Annotated in this window: 20 protein-coding genes; 7 read left to right on the top strand and 13 right to left on the bottom strand. The window is 54.4% G+C overall.

Translation table 11 applies throughout. The annotated features are described in order from the left end of the window. Positions 1–34: 34 nt before the first annotated feature. The 3 genes from hda to upp all read right to left on the bottom strand — a co-directional run bounded on the left by hda (position 35) and on the right by upp (position 2,980). Positions 35–742 carry a DnaA inactivator Hda gene (gene hda / locus RFN81_RS04970; protein ID WP_264498878.1) on the bottom strand — a complete coding sequence of 236 codons (708 nt, stop codon included), beginning with the start codon at positions 740–742 and terminating at the stop codon, positions 35–37. A gap of 106 nt (positions 743–848) precedes the next feature. Then, entirely contained in the window at positions 849–2,138 is a 1,290-nt protein-coding gene (gene uraA / locus RFN81_RS04965) for a uracil permease (protein WP_264498056.1), read from the bottom strand. A 215-nt stretch (positions 2,139–2,353) separates the two neighbouring features. Continuing rightward, a complete protein-coding gene (gene upp / locus RFN81_RS04960) occupies positions 2,354–2,980 on the bottom strand; it encodes a uracil phosphoribosyltransferase (RefSeq protein ID WP_264498055.1) in 627 nt (208 codons plus the stop codon). A 315-nt stretch (positions 2,981–3,295) separates the two neighbouring features. On the opposite strand from upp, the gene purM reads away from it, so the two are divergent. The 3 genes from purM to speG all read left to right on the top strand — a co-directional run bounded on the left by purM (position 3,296) and on the right by speG (position 5,685). Next, positions 3,296–4,333: a phosphoribosylformylglycinamidine cyclo-ligase gene (purM, locus tag RFN81_RS04955; RefSeq protein WP_264498054.1), complete on the top strand. Its 1,038-nt coding sequence runs from the start codon at positions 3,296–3,298 to the stop codon at positions 4,331–4,333. Next, entirely contained in the window at positions 4,333–4,971 is a 639-nt protein-coding gene (gene purN, locus RFN81_RS04950) for a phosphoribosylglycinamide formyltransferase (protein WP_264498053.1), read from the top strand. The genes purM and purN overlap by 1 nt, the downstream gene beginning before the upstream one ends. Positions 4,972–5,109: 138 nt before the next feature. Beyond that, positions 5,110–5,685, top strand: coding sequence for a spermidine N1-acetyltransferase (speG, locus tag RFN81_RS04945; RefSeq protein ID WP_264498052.1), 576 nt, complete (start codon positions 5,110–5,112; stop codon positions 5,683–5,685). Between the two features lie 40 nt (positions 5,686–5,725). On the opposite strand, the gene RFN81_RS04940 is transcribed toward speG, so the two are convergent. Genes RFN81_RS04940 through ybbA form a run of 3 tightly spaced genes read right to left on the bottom strand, consistent with a single transcriptional unit; the run spans position 5,726 to position 9,174 of the window. Beyond that, a complete protein-coding gene (locus tag RFN81_RS04940) occupies positions 5,726–5,974 on the bottom strand; it encodes a hypothetical protein (protein ID WP_039554379.1) in 249 nt (82 codons plus the stop codon). Between the two features lie 42 nt (positions 5,975–6,016). After that, positions 6,017–8,446: a putative ABC transporter permease subunit YbbP gene (gene ybbP, locus RFN81_RS04935; RefSeq protein WP_264498051.1), complete on the bottom strand. Its 2,430-nt coding sequence runs from the start codon at positions 8,444–8,446 to the stop codon at positions 6,017–6,019. Next, positions 8,443–9,174, bottom strand: a complete 732-nt coding sequence (gene ybbA / locus RFN81_RS04930) for a putative ABC transporter ATP-binding protein YbbA (RefSeq protein WP_264498050.1) — start codon at positions 9,172–9,174, stop codon at positions 8,443–8,445. Before ybbA ends, ybbP begins: the two co-directional genes overlap by 4 nt. Between ybbA and tesA the strand changes: the two genes are divergently transcribed. The 3 genes from tesA (at position 9,097) to RFN81_RS04915 (ending at position 11,549) form a co-directional block, all read left to right on the top strand. Continuing rightward, positions 9,097–9,783 (top strand): multifunctional acyl-CoA thioesterase I/protease I/lysophospholipase L1, encoded by a 687-nt coding sequence (gene tesA, locus RFN81_RS04925; RefSeq protein WP_319800192.1) that lies wholly within the window; start codon positions 9,097–9,099, stop codon positions 9,781–9,783. The genes ybbA and tesA overlap by 78 nt on opposite strands. Positions 9,784–9,808: 25 nt before the next feature. Next, a complete protein-coding gene (locus RFN81_RS04920; protein WP_264498049.1) occupies positions 9,809–10,579 on the top strand; it encodes an SDR family oxidoreductase in 771 nt (256 codons plus the stop codon). Between the two features lie 109 nt (positions 10,580–10,688). Then, positions 10,689–11,549 carry a thioredoxin family protein gene (locus RFN81_RS04915; protein WP_264498048.1) on the top strand — a complete coding sequence of 287 codons (861 nt, stop codon included), beginning with the start codon at positions 10,689–10,691 and terminating at the stop codon, positions 11,547–11,549. A 510-nt stretch (positions 11,550–12,059) separates the two neighbouring features. Here the strand turns inward: RFN81_RS04915 and RFN81_RS04910 are convergent. Both RFN81_RS04910 and RFN81_RS04905 read right to left on the bottom strand, forming a co-directional pair. Beyond that, a complete protein-coding gene (locus RFN81_RS04910) occupies positions 12,060–13,253 on the bottom strand; it encodes a nicotinamide mononucleotide deamidase-related protein YfaY (RefSeq protein ID WP_264498047.1) in 1,194 nt (397 codons plus the stop codon). 164 nt (positions 13,254–13,417) lie between these two features. Further along, on the bottom strand, positions 13,418–13,957 hold the full coding sequence (locus RFN81_RS04905; RefSeq protein WP_264498046.1) for a YfaZ family protein: 540 nt from the start codon (positions 13,955–13,957) through the stop codon (positions 13,418–13,420). Between the two features lie 238 nt (positions 13,958–14,195). Between RFN81_RS04905 and RFN81_RS04900 the strand changes: the two genes are divergently transcribed. After that, entirely contained in the window at positions 14,196–15,632 is a 1,437-nt protein-coding gene (locus tag RFN81_RS04900) for a catalase (RefSeq protein WP_264498045.1), read from the top strand. A gap of 23 nt (positions 15,633–15,655) precedes the next feature. Here RFN81_RS04900 and menE read toward each other — a convergent pair whose 3' ends face one another. Genes menE through menD form a run of 5 tightly spaced genes read right to left on the bottom strand, consistent with a single transcriptional unit; the run spans position 15,656 to position 21,360 of the window. After that, positions 15,656–17,068 carry an o-succinylbenzoate--CoA ligase gene (gene menE / locus RFN81_RS04895; RefSeq protein ID WP_264498044.1) on the bottom strand — a complete coding sequence of 471 codons (1,413 nt, stop codon included), beginning with the start codon at positions 17,066–17,068 and terminating at the stop codon, positions 15,656–15,658. Further along, the gene (gene menC, locus RFN81_RS04890) at positions 17,056–18,027 is read right to left on the bottom strand and encodes an o-succinylbenzoate synthase (RefSeq protein ID WP_264498043.1); all 972 of its coding nucleotides are present in this window, start codon (positions 18,025–18,027) and stop codon (positions 17,056–17,058) included. The genes menE and menC overlap by 13 nt, the downstream gene beginning before the upstream one ends. Further along, a complete protein-coding gene (menB, locus tag RFN81_RS04885; RefSeq protein WP_264498042.1) occupies positions 18,027–18,884 on the bottom strand; it encodes a 1,4-dihydroxy-2-naphthoyl-CoA synthase in 858 nt (285 codons plus the stop codon). The genes menC and menB overlap by 1 nt, the downstream gene beginning before the upstream one ends. Positions 18,885–18,889: 5 nt before the next feature. Further along, positions 18,890–19,648, bottom strand: coding sequence for a 2-succinyl-6-hydroxy-2,4-cyclohexadiene-1-carboxylate synthase (menH, locus tag RFN81_RS04880; RefSeq protein ID WP_264498876.1), 759 nt, complete (start codon positions 19,646–19,648; stop codon positions 18,890–18,892). A 29-nt stretch (positions 19,649–19,677) separates the two neighbouring features. After that, the gene (gene menD, locus RFN81_RS04875) at positions 19,678–21,360 is read right to left on the bottom strand and encodes a 2-succinyl-5-enolpyruvyl-6-hydroxy-3-cyclohexene-1-carboxylic-acid synthase (RefSeq protein WP_264498041.1); all 1,683 of its coding nucleotides are present in this window, start codon (positions 21,358–21,360) and stop codon (positions 19,678–19,680) included. Positions 21,361–21,505: the final 145 nt, after the last annotated feature.

The raw sequence follows: 21,505 nt of genomic DNA, 5'->3' as shown, positions 1-21,505 counted from the left end.
TGCTTGAAAAGCGAGGGTTACTAAGAGGCGTTATTTATAACCCGAGGATCTCTTTCACAAAAGGGATGGTCAGCTTGCGCTGAGCGGTGATCGAGGCATGGTCAAGCTGATCGAGCGTCATAAACAACGTGCGCATTTCACGATCCAGCCGCTTGAGCAAAAAACGACTGACATCTTCGGGCAATTCAAACCCACGCAGCCTGGCTCGTAGCTGTAACGCTTCCCCCTTCTCATCATCTGATAGGGGTTGCAATTTATATATCTGCCCCCAGTCAAGGCGAGACGCTAAATCAGGTAAATGTAACTGCAACTGGCGCGGTGGACGATCGCCGGTAATCAGCAATCGGGTACGCCCGGTTTCCTGAATACGGTTATAGAGATTAAACACCGCCATTTCCCATTCATCGTCACCCGCGATTGTTTCGATGTTATCGATGCAGACCAGCGCCAGTTGCTCCATGCCTTCCAGTACATCCGGCACAAAGTAAGCGCGTTTATCTAATGGCACATAACCCACCGCGCGTTCCTGACGCGACAGTTCGGTACAGGCGGCATGCAGCAAATGACTGCGCCCACCGCCTTCGCGCGACCAGAAATAGATATAGCTGCCATGTTCCTGATGCAAAGCATTATTAAGCGCGGCAAGCAGAGACGCATTTTCACCCGCATAGAAACTGGCAAAAGTCTCGTCATCGGGTAAATACAGTGGCAATGAAAGTTGCGCCGGCGTGTTCAGAATCACCTCTAGCAAAACGGGCAGGAAACCGGATTGAGTCTATCACAGAAACCCACCTCTGTTGAGGATGCGCTGCTCGCTACCTCAACAGAGAGCATGGTACGGGTACGAATTACGGACGCGAGCCGTCTTCTTCCGGCGCATCGAGGATCGTTTCCTCTTTGCGGAACAGGCTGATAACCTTAAACACCAGACTCATGCCAATACCCACTACCGTTGCTAGCGCCATGCCTTTCAGTTCCGTAGCGCCCAGATGCACTTTTGCTCCACTCACGCCAATGATCAAAATGACAGAGGTTAAGATCAGATTTTGCGCCTTGTTGTAATCCACTTTGGATTCAATCAACACGCGGATACCCGATGCACCGATCACGCCATACAGCAGCAGTGACACACCGCCCATAACCGGAACCGGTACTGCCTGAATCGCGGCGGCCAGTTTGCCCACACAAGACAATAAAATCGCCAGGACCGCCGCGCCGCCGATTACCCAGGTGCTATACACTTTGGTTATTGCCAGCACACCGATGTTCTCGCCATAAGTCGTATTCGGGGTGGAACCAAAGAAACCAGACAGCATGGTAGAAATGCCGTTAGCGAACATAGAACGGTGCAGACCCGGATCGCGCATCAGATCTTTCTTGACGATATTCGCCGTCACGACCAGATGCCCAACATGCTCGGCAATCACCACCAGCGCCGCCGGCAAAATCGTCAGAATGGCAAACCATTCAAAGCGTGGCGTATAAAACGTCGGCATCGCAAACCAGTGCGCTTCACGAATCGGCGTTAAATCCACCACGCCAAGCGCGAATGACAGCGCATAACCCGCTAGTACACCGATCAATATTGGGATAATCGCCATAAATCCGCGAAACAAGACCGATCCCAGGATGGTAATCGCCAACGTCGCGAGTGAAATCGTCACCGCGGTAGAATCGACGGAGGCGCCATCGGCAGGCAGTAGCCCGGCCATCCCCGCCGCAACACCCGCCAGTTCCAAACCGATCACCGCAACGATCGCCCCCATTGCCGCCGGTGGAAACAGCACATCTAACCAGCCAGTGCCCGCTTTCTTAACGATCAGCGCCACCACGCAGAACAACAGGCCGCACATGATGAATCCGCCCAGCGCAACCTCATACCCTAGCGGCAACAGCAGTAAGACCGGAGAAATAAACGCAAAGCTCGACCCTAAATATGCCGGAATCTTTCCTTTGCAAATGAATAAATAAAGTAATGTGCCCACGCCATTAAACAACAATACGGTTGCCGGATTGATCTTAAATAGGATGGGAACCAGCACGGTAGCGCCAAACATCGCAAACAGATGTTGGAAACTCAACGGGATAGTTTGTAGCAAGGGAGGGCGTTCACTCACTCCGATGGCGCGACGAGTCATCTTTAATATCCTCTGTAGTATGGCTATTTATTTTGCAGGAATACCCGCACGTCTTATCACTGCCGGATTCATCTCACCCATAGGAATGGGGCAAGAGAGTTGTGGCGGTTAATGTCACAAGGACGCCGCCTGTGACGTAACACAGGCGGCAGCGAACCTTAGGAATGGGTCGGCCCACATCCATAAAAAAGCCGACTATCACGTCGGCTTGTCAGCTATTTAGTACCGAATATTTTATCGCCCGCATCACCCAGCCCCGGCATAATATAGCCGTGCTCGTTGAGACCTTTATCAATGGACGCCGTGTAAAGCTCAATATCCGGATGAGCTTTTTCGAGCGCGGCAATCCCTTCTGGAGCGGCGACTAATACCAGTACCTTAATGCTGTGGCAGCCTGCTTTTTTCAGCAGATCGATGGTCGCGATCATGGAACCACCGGTAGCCAGCATCGGATCTACCACCAGCGCCATACGCTCTTCGATATTGGACACCAGCTTCTGGAAGTAAGGCACAGGTTCCAGCGTTTCTTCATTGCGATAGATACCAACCACGCTAATACGCGCACTGGGGACGTTTTCCAGTACGCCTTCCATCATCCCCAGGCCAGCACGCAGAATCGGCACGACGGTGATTTTCTTGCCTTTGATCTGATCAATTTCCACCGGACCGCACCAGCCATCAATGGTAACTTTCTCAATAGCCAAATCGGCCGTGGCTTCGTAAGTTAGCAAACTTCCCACTTCGGAAGCCAGTTCACGAAAACGCTTCGTGCTAATATCGTTCTCACGCATCAAACCCAGTTTATGTTTGACGAGTGGGTGTTTCACCTCGACGATCTTCATTACTCTCTCCCCATCGGCTAGTGGGCGGGCAAAAATGTCAAACGCATTTTAAACACCGCTATGGCGGCCCGCCAGGCGGACATAAAAGCCCGTCGTAAAAAAATCGCCGGATTATACCGCCTTTTATATAGAGCGCCATATGATTAAGTCTGATCCAGATCAACCCCAAAAAGAAATTGTTGTCCTCAACGAAATGCAGTCAGCCGATGACGCATCGCTCGCAAACGATTGCCTACGCTGTTAGAATTGCCGCGCATTATTTTTACTACAGTATGCTTTCTGAACACAATCCGTAACCTTCGTGGGGACTCAGCAGTGACCGACAAAACCTCTCTCAGCTACAAAGACGCAGGCGTGGATATCGATGCGGGTAATGCATTGGTAGACCGTATTAAAGGTGTAGTGAAACAAACTCGTCGCCCGGAAGTTATGGGTGGGTTGGGTGGTTTCGGTGCCTTGTGCGCCTTACCGCAAAAATACCGCGAACCGATCCTGGTTTCCGGCACTGACGGAGTCGGCACTAAACTGCGCCTGGCGATGGATCTGAAACGCCATGACACGATCGGTATCGATCTGGTTGCGATGTGCGTAAACGATCTGGTTGTTCAGGGCGCTGAACCGTTATTTTTCCTCGACTATTACGCGACGGGCAAACTGGATGTCGATACGGCTGCCAGCGTAATCACCGGTATCGCTGAAGGGTGTAAACAATCAGGCTGTGCGCTGGTCGGTGGCGAAACGGCTGAAATGCCAGGAATGTATCACGGCGAAGATTACGATGTTGCCGGTTTCTGCGTCGGTGTTGTAGAAAAGGCAGACATTATCGATGGCAGCAAAGTTCAGAACGGCGATGTTCTGGTCGCGCTTGCATCCAGCGGCCCACACTCAAACGGCTATTCTCTGGTGCGCAAAGTGCTTGAAGTGAGCAACGTTCATCCAGAGCAATTCGAACTAGAAGGCAAGCCGCTGGCCGATCACCTGCTGGCGCCGACCAAAATCTACGTGAAATCCATACTCGCCCTGATTGAGGAAGTGGACGTCCATGCGATTTGTCATCTGACCGGCGGCGGTTTCTGGGAAAATATCCCGCGTGTGCTGCCAGAAGGCATGCAGGCGACTATCGACGAATCCAGTTGGCAATGGCCAGCGGTTTTCAACTGGCTGCAACAGGCTGGTAATATCAGCCGCCACGAAATGTATCGCACGTTTAACTGTGGTGTTGGTATGATTATCGCACTGCCAGCCGAACGGGCAGATGAAGCCGTCGCATTGCTTAATCGCAGCGGTGAGAATGCATGGAAAATCGGCGTCATTACTCAAACCGATGCCGGAGACGCAGTGGTTATTAACTAATGAAAAACATTGTGGTGCTGATTTCAGGTCATGGAAGTAACTTACAGGCGTTAATTGACGCCTGTAAGAACGGACGCGTTAAAGGAAAAATTGCCGCCGTATTCAGCCATAATGCGGAAGCATACGGGTTGGAACGCGCGCGGCATGCCGGGATTCCTACCTGCGTCCTGAATCCTGATGATTTTGCCGATCGCGCCGCGTTTGATACGGCGCTAGCAAACGAAATAGAGAAGTATGAACCAGCGCTGGTGGCTCTGGCGGGCTATATGCGGATTCTCAGTCCAGAATTTGTCGCGCAATTCGCGGGAAGAATGCTTAACGTTCACCCTTCTCTGCTGCCTAAATATCCTGGGCTGCACACGCACCGCAAGGCGCTGGAAAATGGCGATCGTGAACATGGTACATCAATACACTTCGTCACCGATGAACTGGATGGCGGCCCGCTCATTCTGCAAGCAAAAGTGTCCGTTTTGAGCGACGATACCGAGGAGAGCCTGAGCCAGCGCGTTAAATCGCGCGAGCACACGATTTATCCAATGGTCGTCAACTGGTTTCTGAACGGTAGGCTGGTCATGCGTGATAACGAAGCCTGGCTGGATAGCGTGCGCATTCCCCCGCAGGGCTATACGGCTGGATAAGCCAGTTCTGCTCATTTCTCATCATTTCGTCAGGCTCTGCGCTAGAGTCTGACACTCTCCTTGTCTGTAATGGCATTGCCATGTCCGCGGACTCCTGATAATAAAGGTTCATATTTCTCTTCTTTATAAGGATTGACGATGTCGAGTACGAGCAGTTCCGTTCGGCTACGGCCGCTGGAACGAGACGATCTCACTTTTATTCATCAGTTGGATAACAATGCCAGCGTGATGCGTTATTGGTTTGAAGAGCCTTATGAGGCCTTTGTCGAACTTAGCGATCTATACGACAAACATATTCATGATCAGAGCGAGCGACGCTTCATTATTGAACACGAGCAAACCAAAGTCGGCCTCGTTGAACTGGTGGAAATTAACCACATCCACCGTCGCGCAGAATTTCAGATCATTATCGATCCCGCTTATCAAGGCCACGGCTATGCCAGCGCGGCGGCCAAACTGGCGATGGATTACGGCTTCTCGGTATTAAACCTCTACAAGCTGTATCTGATTGTGGACAAGGAAAACAACAAAGCGATCCATATTTACAGCAAGCTAGGCTTTGAAGTGGAAGGCGAACTGATCCACGAGTTTTTCATCAACGGTGAATACCGCAATACAATCCGTATGTGCATTTTCCAGCACCAATATCTGGCGAAACACAAAAGCGTGACGGGTATTGGCGGCGAAGCACCGGGAAGTTCTATCAGCCAGTAAGGTAAAAAGATAGATTTCCTCTGTTATCCGGCATCAAAAATTATGCAGCGGTGAGCTTGACCGCCGAGTGAGCGACAGGACGTCGCGAAAGCCAGTGCCGCGTCGGGAACGCGTCACTGGCGGCTCGGTTAGCGGTCATGAACACCGATGGAACCGCGTAGCGGCATAATTTAGCCAGAAGCCAGGGTTCGCAGGGCTGCGGCGCTTGAGCGCCCTGCGTCGGGCGCTTATAAGGTTTTGCATAAACGTGGCGGCGGTACTGCGCACGAAACTTTCTCTGTGTTTGCATAGCAATTCGTCTCAGAGAAAATTGCGTATTCTTATACGCAATTTAACCCGCGAACTGCCGGAACAAGGCCTTACCACGCAATAGCCGCAGGCCTATCCAGCCGCCGCAGAGCGACAGGAGAAATGCGGCGATTAGCGGGAGCGTTACCCACATCGTAATATTGGGTTCCCAGGCAAAGTTGAACACCTTACGTTGCAATAGCCACAGCGCCGATTCTGCGCCGATCGCCGCTGCCGTTCCCGCGACCAATCCCAGCACGGCAAACTCGCACCATAGTGTGGTGCGCAACAGGCGCAATCCCGCGCCTAGCGTGCGGTAAACCATCAATTCCTGACGCCGCTGACGCATGCCAACCTGAATCTGTGCCAACAACAGTAACACGCCGCAGAACAATACCAGAATGACCATAATTTCCAGCGCCCGACTGACTTGCTGTAACACCTGCCCAACCTGACGCAAAATACTGCCGATATCCAGCACGCTGATTGTCGGGAATTGGCGATTCAACTGCGCGATCAACTTTTCATCGCCATCGTAGCGGAAACTGGTCAGCCAGGACTGCGGCTGGTTATCCAACGCCCCTACCGGGAAAATAAAGAAGAAGTTTGGACGCAGGCTTTCCCAATCCACCTGGCGGAAGCTCGTTACCTTAGCGCTAAAGGGCTGTGTGTCACCAGTAAAGGTCAGCGTATCGCCAATTTTGATCCCCATCTCTTTGGCTTCTTTCTCTTCCATCGAGACTTCGCCGGCTTTCGGCGCCTCGCCTTCCACCAGTATGTTGTGCGGCGGGATCCCATTCATCCAGGTTAAATTCAGCTCCCGGTTTACCGTGTTGCCTCCCGGATCGTCCTCATGGATCACTTCCGTCGCAATCTGCTGATTGATCTTCGTCAACCGCGCGCGAATAATCGGGTAAAAATGTTCCGGCATCACATCATGCCGATCGAGAAATTCCTTCACCTGCGGCACCTGATCCGTCGCGATGTTCAGCAGGAAATAGTTCGGACTGCCCGGCGGTAACTGCTGTTGCCAGCGCTCCAATAAATCACCGCGCATTACCAGTAGCAGCGCTAATAGCATGAAGGACAGCGAAAAAGCGGCGAGTTGGCTGAGCGTGGACCACGGCTGACGCAACAGGCGATTAATGGCCAGACGCAGCGCCAATCGTTTAACCGTCAACCGCCGTAATAGCAGTAGCCCGCCCCAGCCAATAACACCTAACAGGAACGATAGCACCGCCATGCCACCGAGCAGCGACCATAGCAGTACCCCGCCGCCAGACAGCACGGCCAGTAGGCCAACGACAATAATCAGGACAACCGGCAGGTAATAGCGTAGCGGCCACACATTCGCCACCACATCCTGACGCAACACACGCAGCGGTTGTGTCGCCAGCAGCAGTCGATAGGGGCGAAGACCAACCAACAGCGAGATCAGCACCAGCGACCCCAGCGCCCACGCCCACGGCCATAGCCCGGAGGCGGGCAGTACAGCGGGCAGCACCGGCGCCAGCATTTTCATTAACAGCGCCTCAAACCCCAGACCAAGCACGCTACCGCACACCGCCGCCAGACCGAGCACGGAAAGCCATTGGCCAATGATTAAGCGCCTTAACGCCTGTCTTCCCGCACCCAGCGTTTTCAAAATGGCGACGAGATCGTAACGACTACGGCAATAGTGTCCCATCGCCACCGCCACTGCCGCGATAGACAACAGCAACGTCAGCAGCGCCGATAGCAATAGAAACTGCTGCGACCGCTTTAATGATTGACTTAGCGCGCCTTCGGAATCTTCCATGCCATACCAGCGCTGATCGGGCTTAAGTTGTGGCTTGATGAAGTCGCTGAATGCACTAATCTGCTGTTCATTGCCGGAAAACATGTAGCGCCAGGTAATGCGCCCGCCAGGCTGAATCGCCCCGGTTTTTTCGACATCATCCAGGCTCATTAGAATACGCGGCGCGGTATCGAACGGATTGAAGCCGGAATCTGGCTCCTGAATCAGCTCGCCACTGATACGCAGTGACGTATCGCCGACATCAAGCATGTCGCCGACCTTCAGCCCGAGTAACGCGAGCAGGCGCGGCGCCACCAACACCGTCCCCGCTTCTGCATGCAGCCCTTCAGGGCGCGTCTGCAAATTGCCATACAGCGGATAGCGCCGATCGGTAGCTTTGACCCGCGCCAACTGAGGCGTATCGCCCGCGAACGTCATGGTCATAAAAGAAATTTGCCGACTGAGCGTCAGGCCACGTTTCTGCGCTTCTTGAAGCCACTCCTCTGCAACAGGGCGTGCAGCGCGGAGTACACGATCGCCCGCCAGAAAATCCCGGCTCTGCTGACTGAGCCCCTTCTCCATGCGGTCACTGATAGTGCCTAAGGCTAATACGCAAGCCACCGCCAACGTTAACGCCAGCCATACAATTAATAATGAAGGAGAGCGCCATTCGCGCCAAAACCACCGCCAGATCATGCGTCCTCCCGTAACTTGCCATCCACCAAGCGCAGGCGTCGCTCACAGCGGGCTGCCAATTGCTCATCATGGGTCACTAAAATTAACGTGGTGGCATAATCGCGATTGAGGGAGAACAACAAATCAACGATGCGCTCACCGGTTTGACGATCCAGATTCCCAGTCGGCTCATCAGCGAATAAGACGTCAGGACGGCCACTGAATGCGCGTGCCAGCGCCACCCGTTGTTGTTCGCCACCGGAAAGCTGAGCCGGAAGATGATGTAAGCGCTTCCCTAAGCCAAGTTGCTGGAGAAGCTGCTCGGCCTGTGTCCTGCTATGGCTATCGCTTTCACCGCGCAGCAACGCAGGCAGTTGAACATTCTCCAACGCATTCAACGTCGGTACCAGCATAAAAGACTGAAACACGAAACCGACATGCTGGGCGCGTAGCGCCGCACGGCCTTCTTCATCCAATGCGTTCAGCGATTGCCCCATCAGAGTAACGTTACCTTCGGTGCCATCATCCAGTCCGGCCAAAATCCCCAATAGGGTCGATTTACCCGAACCAGACTCCCCGATCAGGGCAATGGTCTGCGCAGGTTTGACAATAAGCTCAACTCCGGTAAGGATGGAAAGCCGATTATCTCCTTGACCAACGTGCTTACTAAGATGATGAACTTCAAGAATGTTTTCTACAGGTGTACTTTTGCTTGGCGTAGCACTCGCTGGGCTGGTCTTCGCAAACATGTTTTCGTCCTTTTGCTTCTGGGATTATGCAGCGTACGCGCTTTCGCCGCTGACACATTATTAATTCTGGGCGATAGCCTTAGTGCGGGCTACCAAATGCCGGTCGCTAACGCCTGGCCAACGCTGTTGAACACACAGTGGCAAACACAGAAGAAAGGCATTGCGGTGGTTAACGCCAGCATTAGCGGTGACACCGCCGCACAGGGCTTGGCGCGTCTTCCTGCTTTGTTGGAACAACATCAGCCACGTTGGGTGTTGATTGAACTCGGCGGCAATGATGGTCTACGGGGGTTCCCGGTGCCCACTATCGAACAGAATCTGGCGCAGATCATCACGCTGGTCAAACAGGCTAATGCTCAACCGCTATTAATGCAGATTCGTTTGCCGCCCAACTATGGCCGTCGCTACATCGAATCATTCAGCAATCTCTACCCCAAATTGGCGGAGCAGTTTGCGCTTCCGTTGCTGCCTTTCTTTATGGAGCAAGTGTATCTTAAACCGGAGTGGATGAAGGAAGATGGCATCCATCCGACTCGGGATGCCCAACCGTTTATCGCGGAATGGATGGCGAAGCAGTTGGAACCCTTAGTTAACCATGAGTCTGAATAAATAGGCTTTTGAATTAGGTAAAGTTATGCAAAAAACGGTCTTCATCACCGGGTGCTCTAGCGGTATTGGCTTAGTTGCCGCACAGGATCTGCAAAAACGCGGCTATCGTGTGATTGCGGCCTGCCGCCGCGCAGAGGATGTCACGCGGCTGACCACGCTGGGGCTGGACGCGATAGCGCTCGATCTCGATGATCATGCCAGCGTAGAACGGGCCGCGGCGGAGGTGATTAGGTTGACCAACAACCGCCTTTATGGTTTGTTCAATAACGCCGGATACGGCTTGTACGGCCCGCTTAACACCGTTTCACGCCAGCAGCTCGAACGGCAGTTTTCCAGCAATCTATTCGGCGCACATCAGCTCACGCAGTTGCTGCTCCCCGCCATGCTGCCGCACGGCGAAGGCCGCATCATCCAGACGAGTTCCGTGTTGGGACTGGTGTCAACACCGGGACGCGGTGCGTATGCCGCTAGTAAATATGCGCTGGAAGCCTGGTCGGATGCATTACGCATGGAGCTGCACGGCAGCGGAGTGCATGTGAGCCTTATCGAACCCGGTCCAATCAAAACACGTTTTACTGATAACGTGGCGCAAACGCAAACCGATAAACCGGTCACCAATCCCGGCATTGCCAAACATTTCGCGCTGCCGCCAGAAGCAATATTACCTAAACTCCATCATGCGCTGGAAAGTTCACGACCCCAACTACGCTATCCCGTAACGCTGGTCGCTCATACCTTGACCTGGCTGCGCCGTCTTCTTCCGGGGCAGCTGCTCGATAGCATATTACGAAAGTAAGGTAGCAGAAAGTAGCGGATTATACGCATACCACGGCACGGGCTTGTAAGTTGCGCTCGCAAGCCCCATCTAAAGATCAATCAAATTCAGGAAGTAAGAGAGAACATTCATGCTAGAACAACAAGCGACTGCCGTTGACGTTAACGAATCCAACCTGCATCAGGTTCTGGAACACTCCACAACACTCCCTGTCTTGTTTTACTTCTGGTCGGCGCGTAGTCAGCACTGCCTGGAACTGGATCCGGTGTTGGACAAACTGGCGCAGGAGTACGCCGGGCAATTTATTTTGGCAAAGGTGGATTGTGATACCGAACAGCGCGTCGCCGCCCAATTTGGCCTACGTTCGATCCCAACCATTTATCTGTTCAAGGACGGGCAGCCGCTGGATGGCTTTCAGGGGCCGCAGCCGGAAGACGCTATTCGTGAATTATTGAAACGCGCATTGCCGAAAGAAGAAGAGCTAAAAGTCGCACAGGCGCAGCAGTTGATTCAGGAAAATAAGCTGCCGGAAGCGATACATTTGCTGAAAGAAGCTTGGCAGCTTAGCCAACAGCGTAGCGATATTGGTTTGATGCTGGCGGAAGCGCAAATCCAAGTCAAACGCAGTGAAGACGCGGAAGCCGTGTTAGCAACCATTCCTTTACAAGATCAAGATACTCATTATCACAGTCTCATCGCGCAGATTGAATTACTAAAAAAAGCGGCGGATACGCCAGAAATTCAGCATTTGCAGCAGCAACTGTCCGCCGATCCCCAAAATGCGGATCTGGCGGTTCAGTTGGCGCTACAACTGCATCAGGTTGGTCGTAACGAAGAAGCGCTTGAACTGTTGATGGGATTCCTGAAAAAAGATTTAACCGCGGCAAAGGGTAATGCACGTAAAACGCTGATGGACATCATGGCCGCCCTCGGCACCGGCGATTCGCTCGCCGCCCGCTACCGTCGGCAACTCTATTCGTTGCTATATTAATTCTCTTGTGAAAAAGGCCAGAACCTTAATTCTGGCCTTTTTATTTGCAGGTAAGCATTAGCCATCGGCTTATAGGCTTATAGGCTTATAGGCTTATAGGCTTATGCTAGATTCATGTGATGGTTTCGGGCGTGCTAACTCGGCGTAAAAAATTATGCTGAGGAGATAGCAGACTTAGGATGAGCCGCAGGACGCGGCGAAAGCTTGCGCCTCGTCGGACAAAAACGTCAGAGACGTTTTTGAACAGCACTTGTGCTGGCCCGAAGGGCGAGCCCCGTTTATGGGGCGAGTAAACGTGTCGCAAGCGGTCCATTAAGCCTGATGCCGACGAAGGCACCGCGTTAGCGGCATAATTTCCGCCGAAAAGCCTGGGGGCGAGCGGCGTTTGAGCCGTCCCTCGTCGGGCGCGTGCTACGTGGTAGCATGAAAATAACGGTATCATCGCGCACGAAACTCCCCAGAAAGCCGAATAGAAATATAGCTAGGCAGAGCCCCTCAATCCCCCGCTGACTACAGCGTCTTCAACACCGTGATCCAGCCGTGCCCGCCGTACACTGACCAGCCATTTAGCCAGCGACGCAGCATGTTCATCGCCAGCATCGCCACGACTTCCTGATGCGTTTTCAGGCTATAGCGCTGTACGTTGAACTGTATCGTTTGGGCGAAAGTTCCTTCCGGCGTATGCAGCGCTAATGACAGTTCCGCCTCATTCCGACGCCCCACCACCAGCGCTAATGACGCCCCCTGACGTTCCGCCAGATGACGAGCATAATCCGCCAGCGCTGGCAGGCTGGCGTCCTCAACGTGTGCTAGCAGTTCCCCACCCACTAGCGGCGTATTCGCCGACTGAAGCTGCCAGTTGAGCAACCCCGCCGTAAAGTGCTCGCTTACCGCCAACGTGCTATGCCGTTCGGTCAGACGCCGTGCAAGCTGAGCTGGAAGCCCTTCCGTGCCCTCGAATATAGCGTTTTCCCCCGCCACGCTACGCACCGTCTCCCAGATCTGTGCCATCTTTTCCTGCTGGGCTGCGGGGCCAGTCAGCTTCAGCTCGATAATCGGCATTGAAGATCGGTAGCCCAGCACCGCGCCCGGCGGTAACGCCAAGCCATCCAACTGGCTGGCCAAATCGCTCTCTGAACGACCAAAGGTCGTCAAACGCAGACAGAGGGGAGGCTCGGCAATAGCAAAACGTTCACGCAAACGCGGCATAATTTGCTGCTCGACCATCACCTTAAATTCAGACGGCACCCCCGGCGTAAAAAACATCAGACACCGATTCAAGTGCAACGCAAAACCGCAGGCGGTGCCAACCGGATTATCGACGAGTTCTGCGCTGGCGGGAATTTGCGCTTGTTTGCGATTGCTGGGTGCCATCACTCTACCGCGTTCGGCAAAGAAAGCTTCGATACGCTCCAGCCACTCGCCATGCTCTACCAGTTCTTCTCCAGCGGCCGTGGCCGCCGCCAATGCGCTGAGATCGTCGCTGGTCGGGCCCAGACCGCCGTTTACAATCAGAATATCGGCTATCTGGCTACGCTGCGTGATGGCAGTCACCAGCGCATCAAGATCGTCGCCCACCGTCATCCGGCTGGCCATCGGTAATCCCTGCTCAAACAAATAATTCGCTAACCAGGCCGCATTGGTATCAACAATCTGTCCATGCAGCACTTCATCACCGGTACATAACATCTCGACCCTAAGCATTTTTTATTCCTCATGACGATCCTGAAACCACTTTAAAATAAAAAAGCGCGTGGATGCAGTTATCCATGCGCTTTTCTTTCAATCATGTTATCTCATTCATTTAAGCAACCGATTGGTGACAATGTCATGTCTCCATAGGCGCTGACATCGATAGGTGAACATGGTCAGAAGTTCAGCCCTATGCCAACATAGGCGGAATCCGCTAGTCGGTTATCGGGCCCATTTTCGTGAGCCATATTGATGTAACGATAACCAACGTCAACGCTCAACGGCGCAAATACCTGCCAACGAACGCCCGCCTTCCCTTCAACATAGTGATCGACATGGCTGGAGAATGCATCGGGAGAATAATACCCTTCGCCATACAGTGAGAACTGACGGCTCAGCGGCCACTGCACACCACCGCCTAACGCCACGCCATAACCATCATCGCCATGGTCCTGATTCAGATATAGCGCTTTGCCCCCCAGCGTCAGCTTGAGTACGCCAAGCGGGAGCGTGTATCCCAGGCCAAAGCCGTATACATCATTATCGTTATCGCCGTGGGCATAGCTCACATTACCTGCCAGCCCTGGAATGCCCATGCCGAAGCCCGCGCTGGCACCCGCATAGTCGCGCCCCGCTTCGCCGCTAACGCTTATCGCATAGGCTGAAGCGCTGGCAAGCCATAGGCCTCCGACGCAGGCAATCACAAATTTCTTCATTTTTAATATCCTTAAAACCGTCGTTAATCGCGCGTGTAAAGGTGCTATCGATAACGATTTTACCCGAATCTCTCTTTCACTCCAGTATCAAGTTGTCGCGAAACATCACCGTTTTTTTCCACATGACGTTAAAAAAGCGCATGCCTCTCGACAAGATGTGCCGATTTTTTGGCTAAAAACCACACCATGTACAATAGTATTACTATCGGCGTACTCATTAGCACAAATGAAGGAAGCAATGATGGACAAGAAAAAACTGACAACCATAGCCGGCGCACCGGTGGTTGATAATAATAACGTAGTCACAGCAGGCCCTCGCGGCCCCATGCTATTGCAAGATGTCTGGTATCTGGAAAAGCTGGCGCATTTCGATCGTGAGGTCATTCCTGAACGGCGCATGCATGCCAAAGGGTCCGGCGCCTATGGCACCTTCACCGTCACCCACGATATTACGCGTTATACCCGAGCGAAAATTTTTTCCGCAATTGGCAAACAAACCGAAATGTTCGTGCGGCTCTCCACCGTCGCCGGAGAACGGGGAGCGGCAGATGCGGAACGCGATATTCGCGGCTTTGCTTTACGTTTCTATACCGAAGAGGGCAACTGGGATCTGGTCGGTAACAATACCCCCGTTTTTTATCTCCGCGATCCGCTAAAATTCCCGGATCTCAACCATATCGTCAAGCGCGATCCTCGTACTAATTTGCGCAATCCTACCTACAAATGGGATTTCTTTTCCCATTTGCCAGAAGCGCTACATCAGTTAACCATCGATTTTAGTGACCGGGGATTACCCGCTTCATTTCGTCATATGCACGGTTTCGGTAGCCATACATTCAGCTTTATTAACCACGCGAATGAACGCTTCTGGGTGAAATTTCATTGGCTGTGTCAGCAAGGCATCAAAAATTTGATGGATGAGGAAGCAGAAGCGTTAGTGGGAAAAGATCGCGAGAGTTCGCAACGCGATCTGTTTAACGCCATTGAAAATGGGGATTTTCCACGTTGGCATCTGAAAATACAAATCATGCCGGAAGCGGAAGCCTCCAAGGTGCCATATAACCCCTTCGATCTGACCAAAGTCTGGCCGCATGGCGATTATCCCCTGATTGACGTAGGCTACTTTGAATTAAACCGTAACCCCGACAACTACTTTTCCGAAGTAGAGCAGGCTGCGTTTAACCCTGCGCATGTCGTGCCCGGCATCGGTTTTTCACCCGACAAAATGCTGCAAGGGCGTCTGTTCTCCTACGGCGACGCGGCACGCTATCGTTTAGGCGTAAACCATCATCAAATCCCGGTGAATAGCCCCAAATGCCCATTCCATAACTACCACCGTGATGGCGCGATGCGCGTTGATGGCAACAGCGGCAATGGCGCAACTTACGAGCCCAACAGTTTCGGTGTGTTTCAGGAGCAGCCTGACTTTAGCGAACCTCCTCTGACCCTGGATGGCGCTGCCGATCATTGGAATCATCGCGAAGATGACGACTACTACAGCCAGCCCCGCGCACTGTTTGCTCTGCTAAGTGAAGAAGAGCATCAACGCATGTTCAAGCGTATTGCAGAAGAGCTATCGCAGGTGCCAGAAGCCATTCAGCAACGGCAGATCGCGTTGTTTAATCTTGTCGACCCGGCCTATGGCGCAGGCGTCGCAAAAGCATTAGGCAAGTAGCCGCAACAGGCGTGAGGTTCTCCTCACGCCTTGCTAGCGTCATGTTTTTGGCTCACCCACATTTTAACGTGCTGGCGAGAGATTTTTATCCCGGTATGACGTAATTCATCCGGCATTGCGTAGTAGGCGACCGGGCGCTGAAAACCGGCGAGTTGGGGCTGCAACCATTCGCGCACCGCCTCCAGCGTCGTGGTTTGCGCCACTGCCAATACCGCCACGGGACGGTGGCCAAACTCGACATCTTCAACGGGGACGACGCAGGCTTGCTGAATATCGGGATGCGTCAACAGCACCGCTTCAATATTCTCCGGCTGAATGCCTTCTCCGCCGCTAAAAAACTGATTATCCAGCCGCCCTAAAATATGCCACTCGCCCTCGGCAAACACGCCACGATCCCGCGTGTGGAACCAGCCATCGCCATCCACCAATGGAATCAGCGCACCGTCACGCCAATAACCCGCCGCCAACGTGCTGCCACGCAGCAGAATCTCTTCCTCCACCAGCTTGATTTCCCGGCCTTGCAGCGGCATGCCGACGCCAGAGCGCCCGTCAGCTCGCTTGGCGCAAACGGTGGATGCCAACTCCGTCAGTCCATAACCGCACCAGCAACGCACGCCCTGCGCTTCCGCTTGCTGCGTCAGTGCATGAGGGATCGCCGACCCGCCCAATAAAACGGATCGCAATGTGGTAGGAACGGTCTTCTGCGTCAGCAACCGCCATAATTGCGTCGGCACCAGAGAGGCATGAGAACAACCGCGCAGCGCGCTGTCTAACGGCTGGTGCGCGCGTACCACTATCGTCGCGCCGGTAACCAGCCAGCGCCAGACGATGCCCTGCCCGGAAACGTGGAAGAGCGGGAGTGACAGCAGCCAGCTATCACCGGAAGAAAATGCCATCATCCGCACTACACCTTCCGCGCTGGCAAGATGGGCGGCATAGGTATGCGCGACAGCTTTGGGCATTCCGCTGGAACCGGATGTCAGCGTTAGCGTCGCCAGCCGTTCCGCCTGCCAATGGACTCGATGAGTATCACGATAGTCAGCGGAAAGAGGAGGAGCTAACGTCTCAGACGGCAAATAAAGCGCGTCAACCGAATCCAGCCCGCGTTGCTCATTCAGATTCAGCCCCCGCTCTATGTTAAGCGCGGGCAGCAATACCGACGTCAGCGCTTCCGTCAACTGCGGATTCAGCGGCAGCACGCGTGCGCCGCACTGTAATAGCGCCAGATAGCTGCACAGCATCTGTAGGCTATTTTTTCCACATAACGCGACCGTACTCTCGGCGCGAACGCCCTGCTGCGCGAACGCCACCGCCAAACGATCCACCTGCTCTGCAAGCGCCCGCCAGCGCCAATGGGTGTCTTCGTCGATTAGCGCAACAGTGTCAGGAGACTGGTTAGCCCAGTGGCGCCACGGCCAGTCAGTTAGGATTGCCATATCATGTCCAGCTGTTCCGTGGCCAACAGCGGCAATGCGCTGCCCGGCCACGGGTGAATCACCTGCGCCTGCATTAAATCCAACGTGTCCAGACCGGGGATCGTATCTGGCGTCAGCCAGTGCGCCAGGCGCGCGAGCTGTGTTAACCCCAAGCTGGATTCAATACTGGAACTGATCACCGCCGTTAACCCCGCCCGATGCGCCTCCTGCACCAGTCGCTGGCAGCGCGCGAGATTACCAATCAGCGTAGGCTTGATAACGATCGCACTGACTCCCGACTCCGCTTCCACGCGGAAATCCGCGTCGCGCACGCTTTCGTCCCAGGCAATATTGATACCGGTTTCCCGCGCAAACGCACACGATTCTTCGCGGGTTTTACACGGTTCTTCGAGAAAAGCGATGCGTGGACGTAATGACGGCGTGACGTAGCGAGCGAATGCCTGCGCTTTGGCACCAGTCCAGCTACGATTCGCATCCAGACGAAGTTTCAAATCCGGCAGCGCTTCCAGCAATACGTTAACGATCATCCCATCACGCACCGCCTCATACAGGCCGACTTTGATCTTTGCCACTTTCTCGCCCGGCATCGCCTGTAGCATCGCAAACAGCGCATCGGGATCGCCATTACACAATGGCGCATTACGGTAGTCGGCCGCCTGCGGTAAATGCTGATCCAACTCGGCCTGCGCACAGCTCAATCCAAACGCAACAGACGGCGGAAGATCGTCAGAAAAGGCCTGCCCTGCCACCCACGATGGCAGTTGTTCAAGCGCGGCTGATTCTGCCTCCGCCAGCGTTTCCACACTGAATTCCGGCAACGGCGCAATCTCCCCCCAGCCTAACCGTTCGCCATCTTGTAGACGCACGATAAGGCCATCGCGGGTTTTCAGGCGCTGATGGCGCAACACCACGCCCGCATCCATCGGTACGCGATAGCGATAAAGCGTGACTCGGCGCATTATGGGTTCCGTTTGAATTTGCTGAAATCTGGCTGGCGTTTTTCATTGAAGGCGTTGCGGCCCTCCTGACCTTCGTCCGTCATGTAGAACAGCATGGTGGCGTTACCCGCCAACTCCTGCAAACCTGCCTGACCATCGCAGTCCGCGTTGAGTGCCGCTTTCAGGCAGCGCAGCGCCATCGGGCTATTTTGCAGCATTTCGCGGCACCAGCGCACCGTCTCTTTTTCCAGGGCGTCTAGCGGAACCACTGTGTTCACCAGCCCCATATCCAGCGCTTGCGCCGCATCGTACTGACGGCACAGGAACCAGATTTCACGCGCTTTCTTCTGACCGACGATGCGCGCCATGTAAGACGCGCCCCAACCGCCGTCAAAGGAACCGACGCGGGGGCCAGTTTGACCGAAGATGGCGTTATCTGCCGCAATGGTCAGATCGCACATCATGTGTAAAACATGTCCACCACCGATGGAATAGCCCGCCACCATAGCGACAATCGGCTTTGGACAAGTACGGATCTGGCGCTGGAAATCCAGCACATTGAGGTGGTGTACACCGCTGTCATCCTGGTAGCCGCCATAATCACCGCGAACCTTCTGATCGCCGCCGGAACAGAAAGCTTTATCGCCCGCGCCAGTCAGAATAATCGTCCCGATGCCATCGTCGTAACGCGCATTGTCGAGCGCGCGAATCATTTCTTTTACCGTTTGCGGGCGAAAGGCATTACGTACCTGGGGCCGGTTAATGGTGATTTTGGCAATCCCATCAATGGATTTATGGTAGAGGATATCGACAAAGTCGCCGCTGCAATCGTGCCATTCGATTGGTGCGTAAAGCTGTTCTTCACTCGGGTAAAGCATAATTATCAATCCTTAACGGGAGGCGAAATAAAAGCGCGAACCCGATCGGCATAGACCGTTGGGTTCGCCTGATGAGCATTATGGCCCGCCTGTGCAACGCGTACGACGGGCAGGCCATAGTGCGCCGCCAGCGTGTGAAATTTCACGTCGCTGGCACCGCATAAATACATAAAGGGCAGCGACAGGTGCCGAAGCGCATCGGCTAAAAAGGGCTGTTGGCCCAGCGACGTCGCTTCCAGCATAGTTGCGACGGAAGCGCCATGATTCCGACACCGATGCGTAATAAGCTGCTCGCGTTGTTGGTCATTCAGATCGGCAAAGACCGCCTGCCGATACCAATCCTGTAAGACCATGGGTAACGTTTCCTGCCGAAAGCGCTGCGCCCAACGCGCGTCATGGCGGCGGCGTTCCTCACGCTGAGCGGCGGTTGGCAGACCAGGGTGTCCGCCTTCGACCAGTAACCCCAGCATGCCGTCATGCTGGCCCGCGCAGGCGTGATACATCGCAATACGTCCGCCGAGCGAGTAGCCCAGCAGCCAGTAACGTTCGACGCCCTGCTCACTCAGCGTCGCGCTAAGTTGACGATTCACTGCGGCAAAATCGGTTGTGACAATCGTTCGTGACGCGCCGTGTCCGGGTAAATCCACCAGCAGCACGGGCCAATCAGGAAAAAACGGCAAAATTGGCAGCCAGTCCTCCCCACTACCTAATAAACCATGCAGGCAGACTAGCCACGGCTGCATCGGGGATAGCGTGCTCGGCATCACTTTTCGGCAGTTCAGCGGATGAAGATTTAATAGGGCCACATCGCCACCTGTGCAACCAGTTCATTGAGCGTTTCCGCGCCGTCTTGCGGTTCAACGATCGCTTCCAACAAGGTTACGCCCCCCTCAACCCAGCTTGTCGCTACCGCATCCGCTACGGCTTCCCAGGTTGTGGCTCGCACGTAATTCAGGCCAAACATGGCGGCGGCATGGCCAAACTCCACATTTTGCGGCATGCAGTAGAACGTGTCGCGTTGCGCAACGGGGGTCGGCAGTAGGGAAAATATTTGACCACCGTTATTGTTCACGACAATTAACACCAACGGAGCGGGAGATTGACGTAGCAGCGCCAGCGCATTCAAATCGTAGAGCGCAGAGAGATCGCCGACGATGCCCAGCGTCGGTTTTGCCGTGGCACGCTGCACGCCGGCCAGCGTGGAGATCAGGCCATCAATACCGCTGGCGCCGCGATTACCAAACACCGGATATCCTGGCGGAAGTTGCGCCAACGCATCGATCAGACGAACGACAAGGCTATTACCGACGAACAGTTGTCCATCCGGCGGCAGCAGCGACGAAATACGCCGCGCCAGTTGCGCCTCACCAAAGCGGGAAGCCAGATGCGTATCAATCTGCCGCTGTGTTTTATCGGCCATATCCACCAACATATCCGCCCACGGCGCCTGTTGGTGCGCCGGGTGCGCAGACAGCCACTCGCCCACGTCAGCGACCAGACGACGTCCGCGATGGTGGGCCGGGTCGAGCCGCCCCGGCAACGCGTCAATCAACCAGAACTCTTGTGGCTGGCACTGCGCCTGCCATTGCAACACGCGCTTACCGGTGAGGCTCCCGCCAAACTGTAAGACGATGTCCGCCTGTCGTAAGCACGCTATCGCCCCCGGATGCGCCAGCCAAATATCTGCACAAGGCAGCGGCTGACCGCTTTGCGAAAGCACATCGCCAATCAACGGCCAGCCGAGCGTGTTAGCCCACGCGACGAGACGTGCGCCCTGCTCCGGCCTCACGCGACCGACAAGAACAACGCCGCGCTTTTGCCGCCATTGTAACCAGTCTGACTGCACCGTTAGCGTACTCTGGCGCATTTCACGCAGCCAGGGTTCACGACTGTGCCACCAGTCGCCCAACGCCATCAGCCAATCCTGATACGCCATGTCATCATCGGCGCCGTATAACGGTTCGGCAAAGGGGCAGTTGACGTGCAATGCGCCGTGCGTCAAGCGCGCCATGGCGCTATCCACGGAGGAAACCAGCCAACTTGCCGGAATATCAGGTGTGGGGCGCGGCAAATCCAGCGCCAAAGTAGGATGCGATGCGTAAAGCGCCGACTGACGAATCGCCTGATTGGCCCCACAGTCAATCAGTTCCGGGGGACGGTCAGCCGTCAGGATCACTAAACGTTCGCCGGTAAGCCCGGCTTCGATGACGGCAGGATACAGGTTTGCGGCAGCCGTACCTGACGTCACAATAATTGCCACCGGCTCACGCGAGGCTTTTGCCAGCCCCAGCGCCAAATGTCCCAACCCGCGTTCGTCAAAGTGCGTGTGGCAAATCAGCGCAGGATTATCCGCTGCCGACAAGGTGAGCGGCGTTGAACGAGAACCCGGCGCGATACAGACATGATGGACGCCATGACGGGTCAGCGATTCCAACAATAATGTCGCCCAGCGGCGATTAAATACACTTGTTGACATGATGAACTCAACGGCTCAAGTTGCAGATTATGCCCGCCATTTCCCTGCGTGGGCTTCATGCCCACGGTAAATGATGGATTAAGGCAAAAGATTCATGATCGAACGGTTGGCAACCAAGCCGACCTTTAGCGAACGCCACGATCGC

The organism is Pectobacterium cacticida, from assembly GCF_036885195.1.
In the GTDB taxonomy this organism is placed as follows: Bacteria; Pseudomonadota; Gammaproteobacteria; order Enterobacterales; family Enterobacteriaceae; genus Pectobacterium; species Pectobacterium cacticida.
This window is presented reverse-complemented; position numbering and strand designations above follow the sequence as displayed.

Coding starts and splice junctions, on each gene's coding strand:
- menE (WP_264498044.1), bottom strand. CDS start 17,068: ATGGCAATCCTAACTGACTGGCCGTGGCGCCACTGGGCTAACCAGTCT.
- purN (WP_264498053.1), top strand. CDS start 4,333: ATGAAAAACATTGTGGTGCTGATTTCAGGTCATGGAAGTAACTTACAG.
- RFN81_RS04920 (WP_264498049.1), top strand. CDS start 9,809: ATGCAAAAAACGGTCTTCATCACCGGGTGCTCTAGCGGTATTGGCTTA.
- RFN81_RS04910 (WP_264498047.1), bottom strand. CDS start 13,253: ATGCTTAGGGTCGAGATGTTATGTACCGGTGATGAAGTGCTGCATGGA.
- RFN81_RS04905 (WP_264498046.1), bottom strand. CDS start 13,957: ATGAAGAAATTTGTGATTGCCTGCGTCGGAGGCCTATGGCTTGCCAGC.
- ybbP (WP_264498051.1), bottom strand. CDS start 8,446: ATGATCTGGCGGTGGTTTTGGCGCGAATGGCGCTCTCCTTCATTATTA.
- menB (WP_264498042.1), bottom strand. CDS start 18,884: ATGCTTTACCCGAGTGAAGAACAGCTTTACGCACCAATCGAATGGCAC.
- menH (WP_264498876.1), bottom strand. CDS start 19,648: ATGCCGAGCACGCTATCCCCGATGCAGCCGTGGCTAGTCTGCCTGCAT.
- uraA (WP_264498056.1), bottom strand. CDS start 2,138: ATGACTCGTCGCGCCATCGGAGTGAGTGAACGCCCTCCCTTGCTACAA.
- menD (WP_264498041.1), bottom strand. CDS start 21,360: ATGTCAACAAGTGTATTTAATCGCCGCTGGGCGACATTATTGTTGGAA.
- RFN81_RS04900 (WP_264498045.1), top strand. CDS start 14,196: ATGATGGACAAGAAAAAACTGACAACCATAGCCGGCGCACCGGTGGTT.
- ybbA (WP_264498050.1), bottom strand. CDS start 9,174: ATGTTTGCGAAGACCAGCCCAGCGAGTGCTACGCCAAGCAAAAGTACA.
- RFN81_RS04940 (WP_039554379.1), bottom strand. CDS start 5,974: ATGCAAACACAGAGAAAGTTTCGTGCGCAGTACCGCCGCCACGTTTAT.
- menC (WP_264498043.1), bottom strand. CDS start 18,027: ATGCGCCGAGTCACGCTTTATCGCTATCGCGTACCGATGGATGCGGGC.
- tesA (WP_319800192.1), top strand. CDS start 9,097: ATGATGAACTTCAAGAATGTTTTCTACAGGTGTACTTTTGCTTGGCGT.
- speG (WP_264498052.1), top strand. CDS start 5,110: ATGTCGAGTACGAGCAGTTCCGTTCGGCTACGGCCGCTGGAACGAGAC.
- upp (WP_264498055.1), bottom strand. CDS start 2,980: ATGAAGATCGTCGAGGTGAAACACCCACTCGTCAAACATAAACTGGGT.
- RFN81_RS04915 (WP_264498048.1), top strand. CDS start 10,689: ATGCTAGAACAACAAGCGACTGCCGTTGACGTTAACGAATCCAACCTG.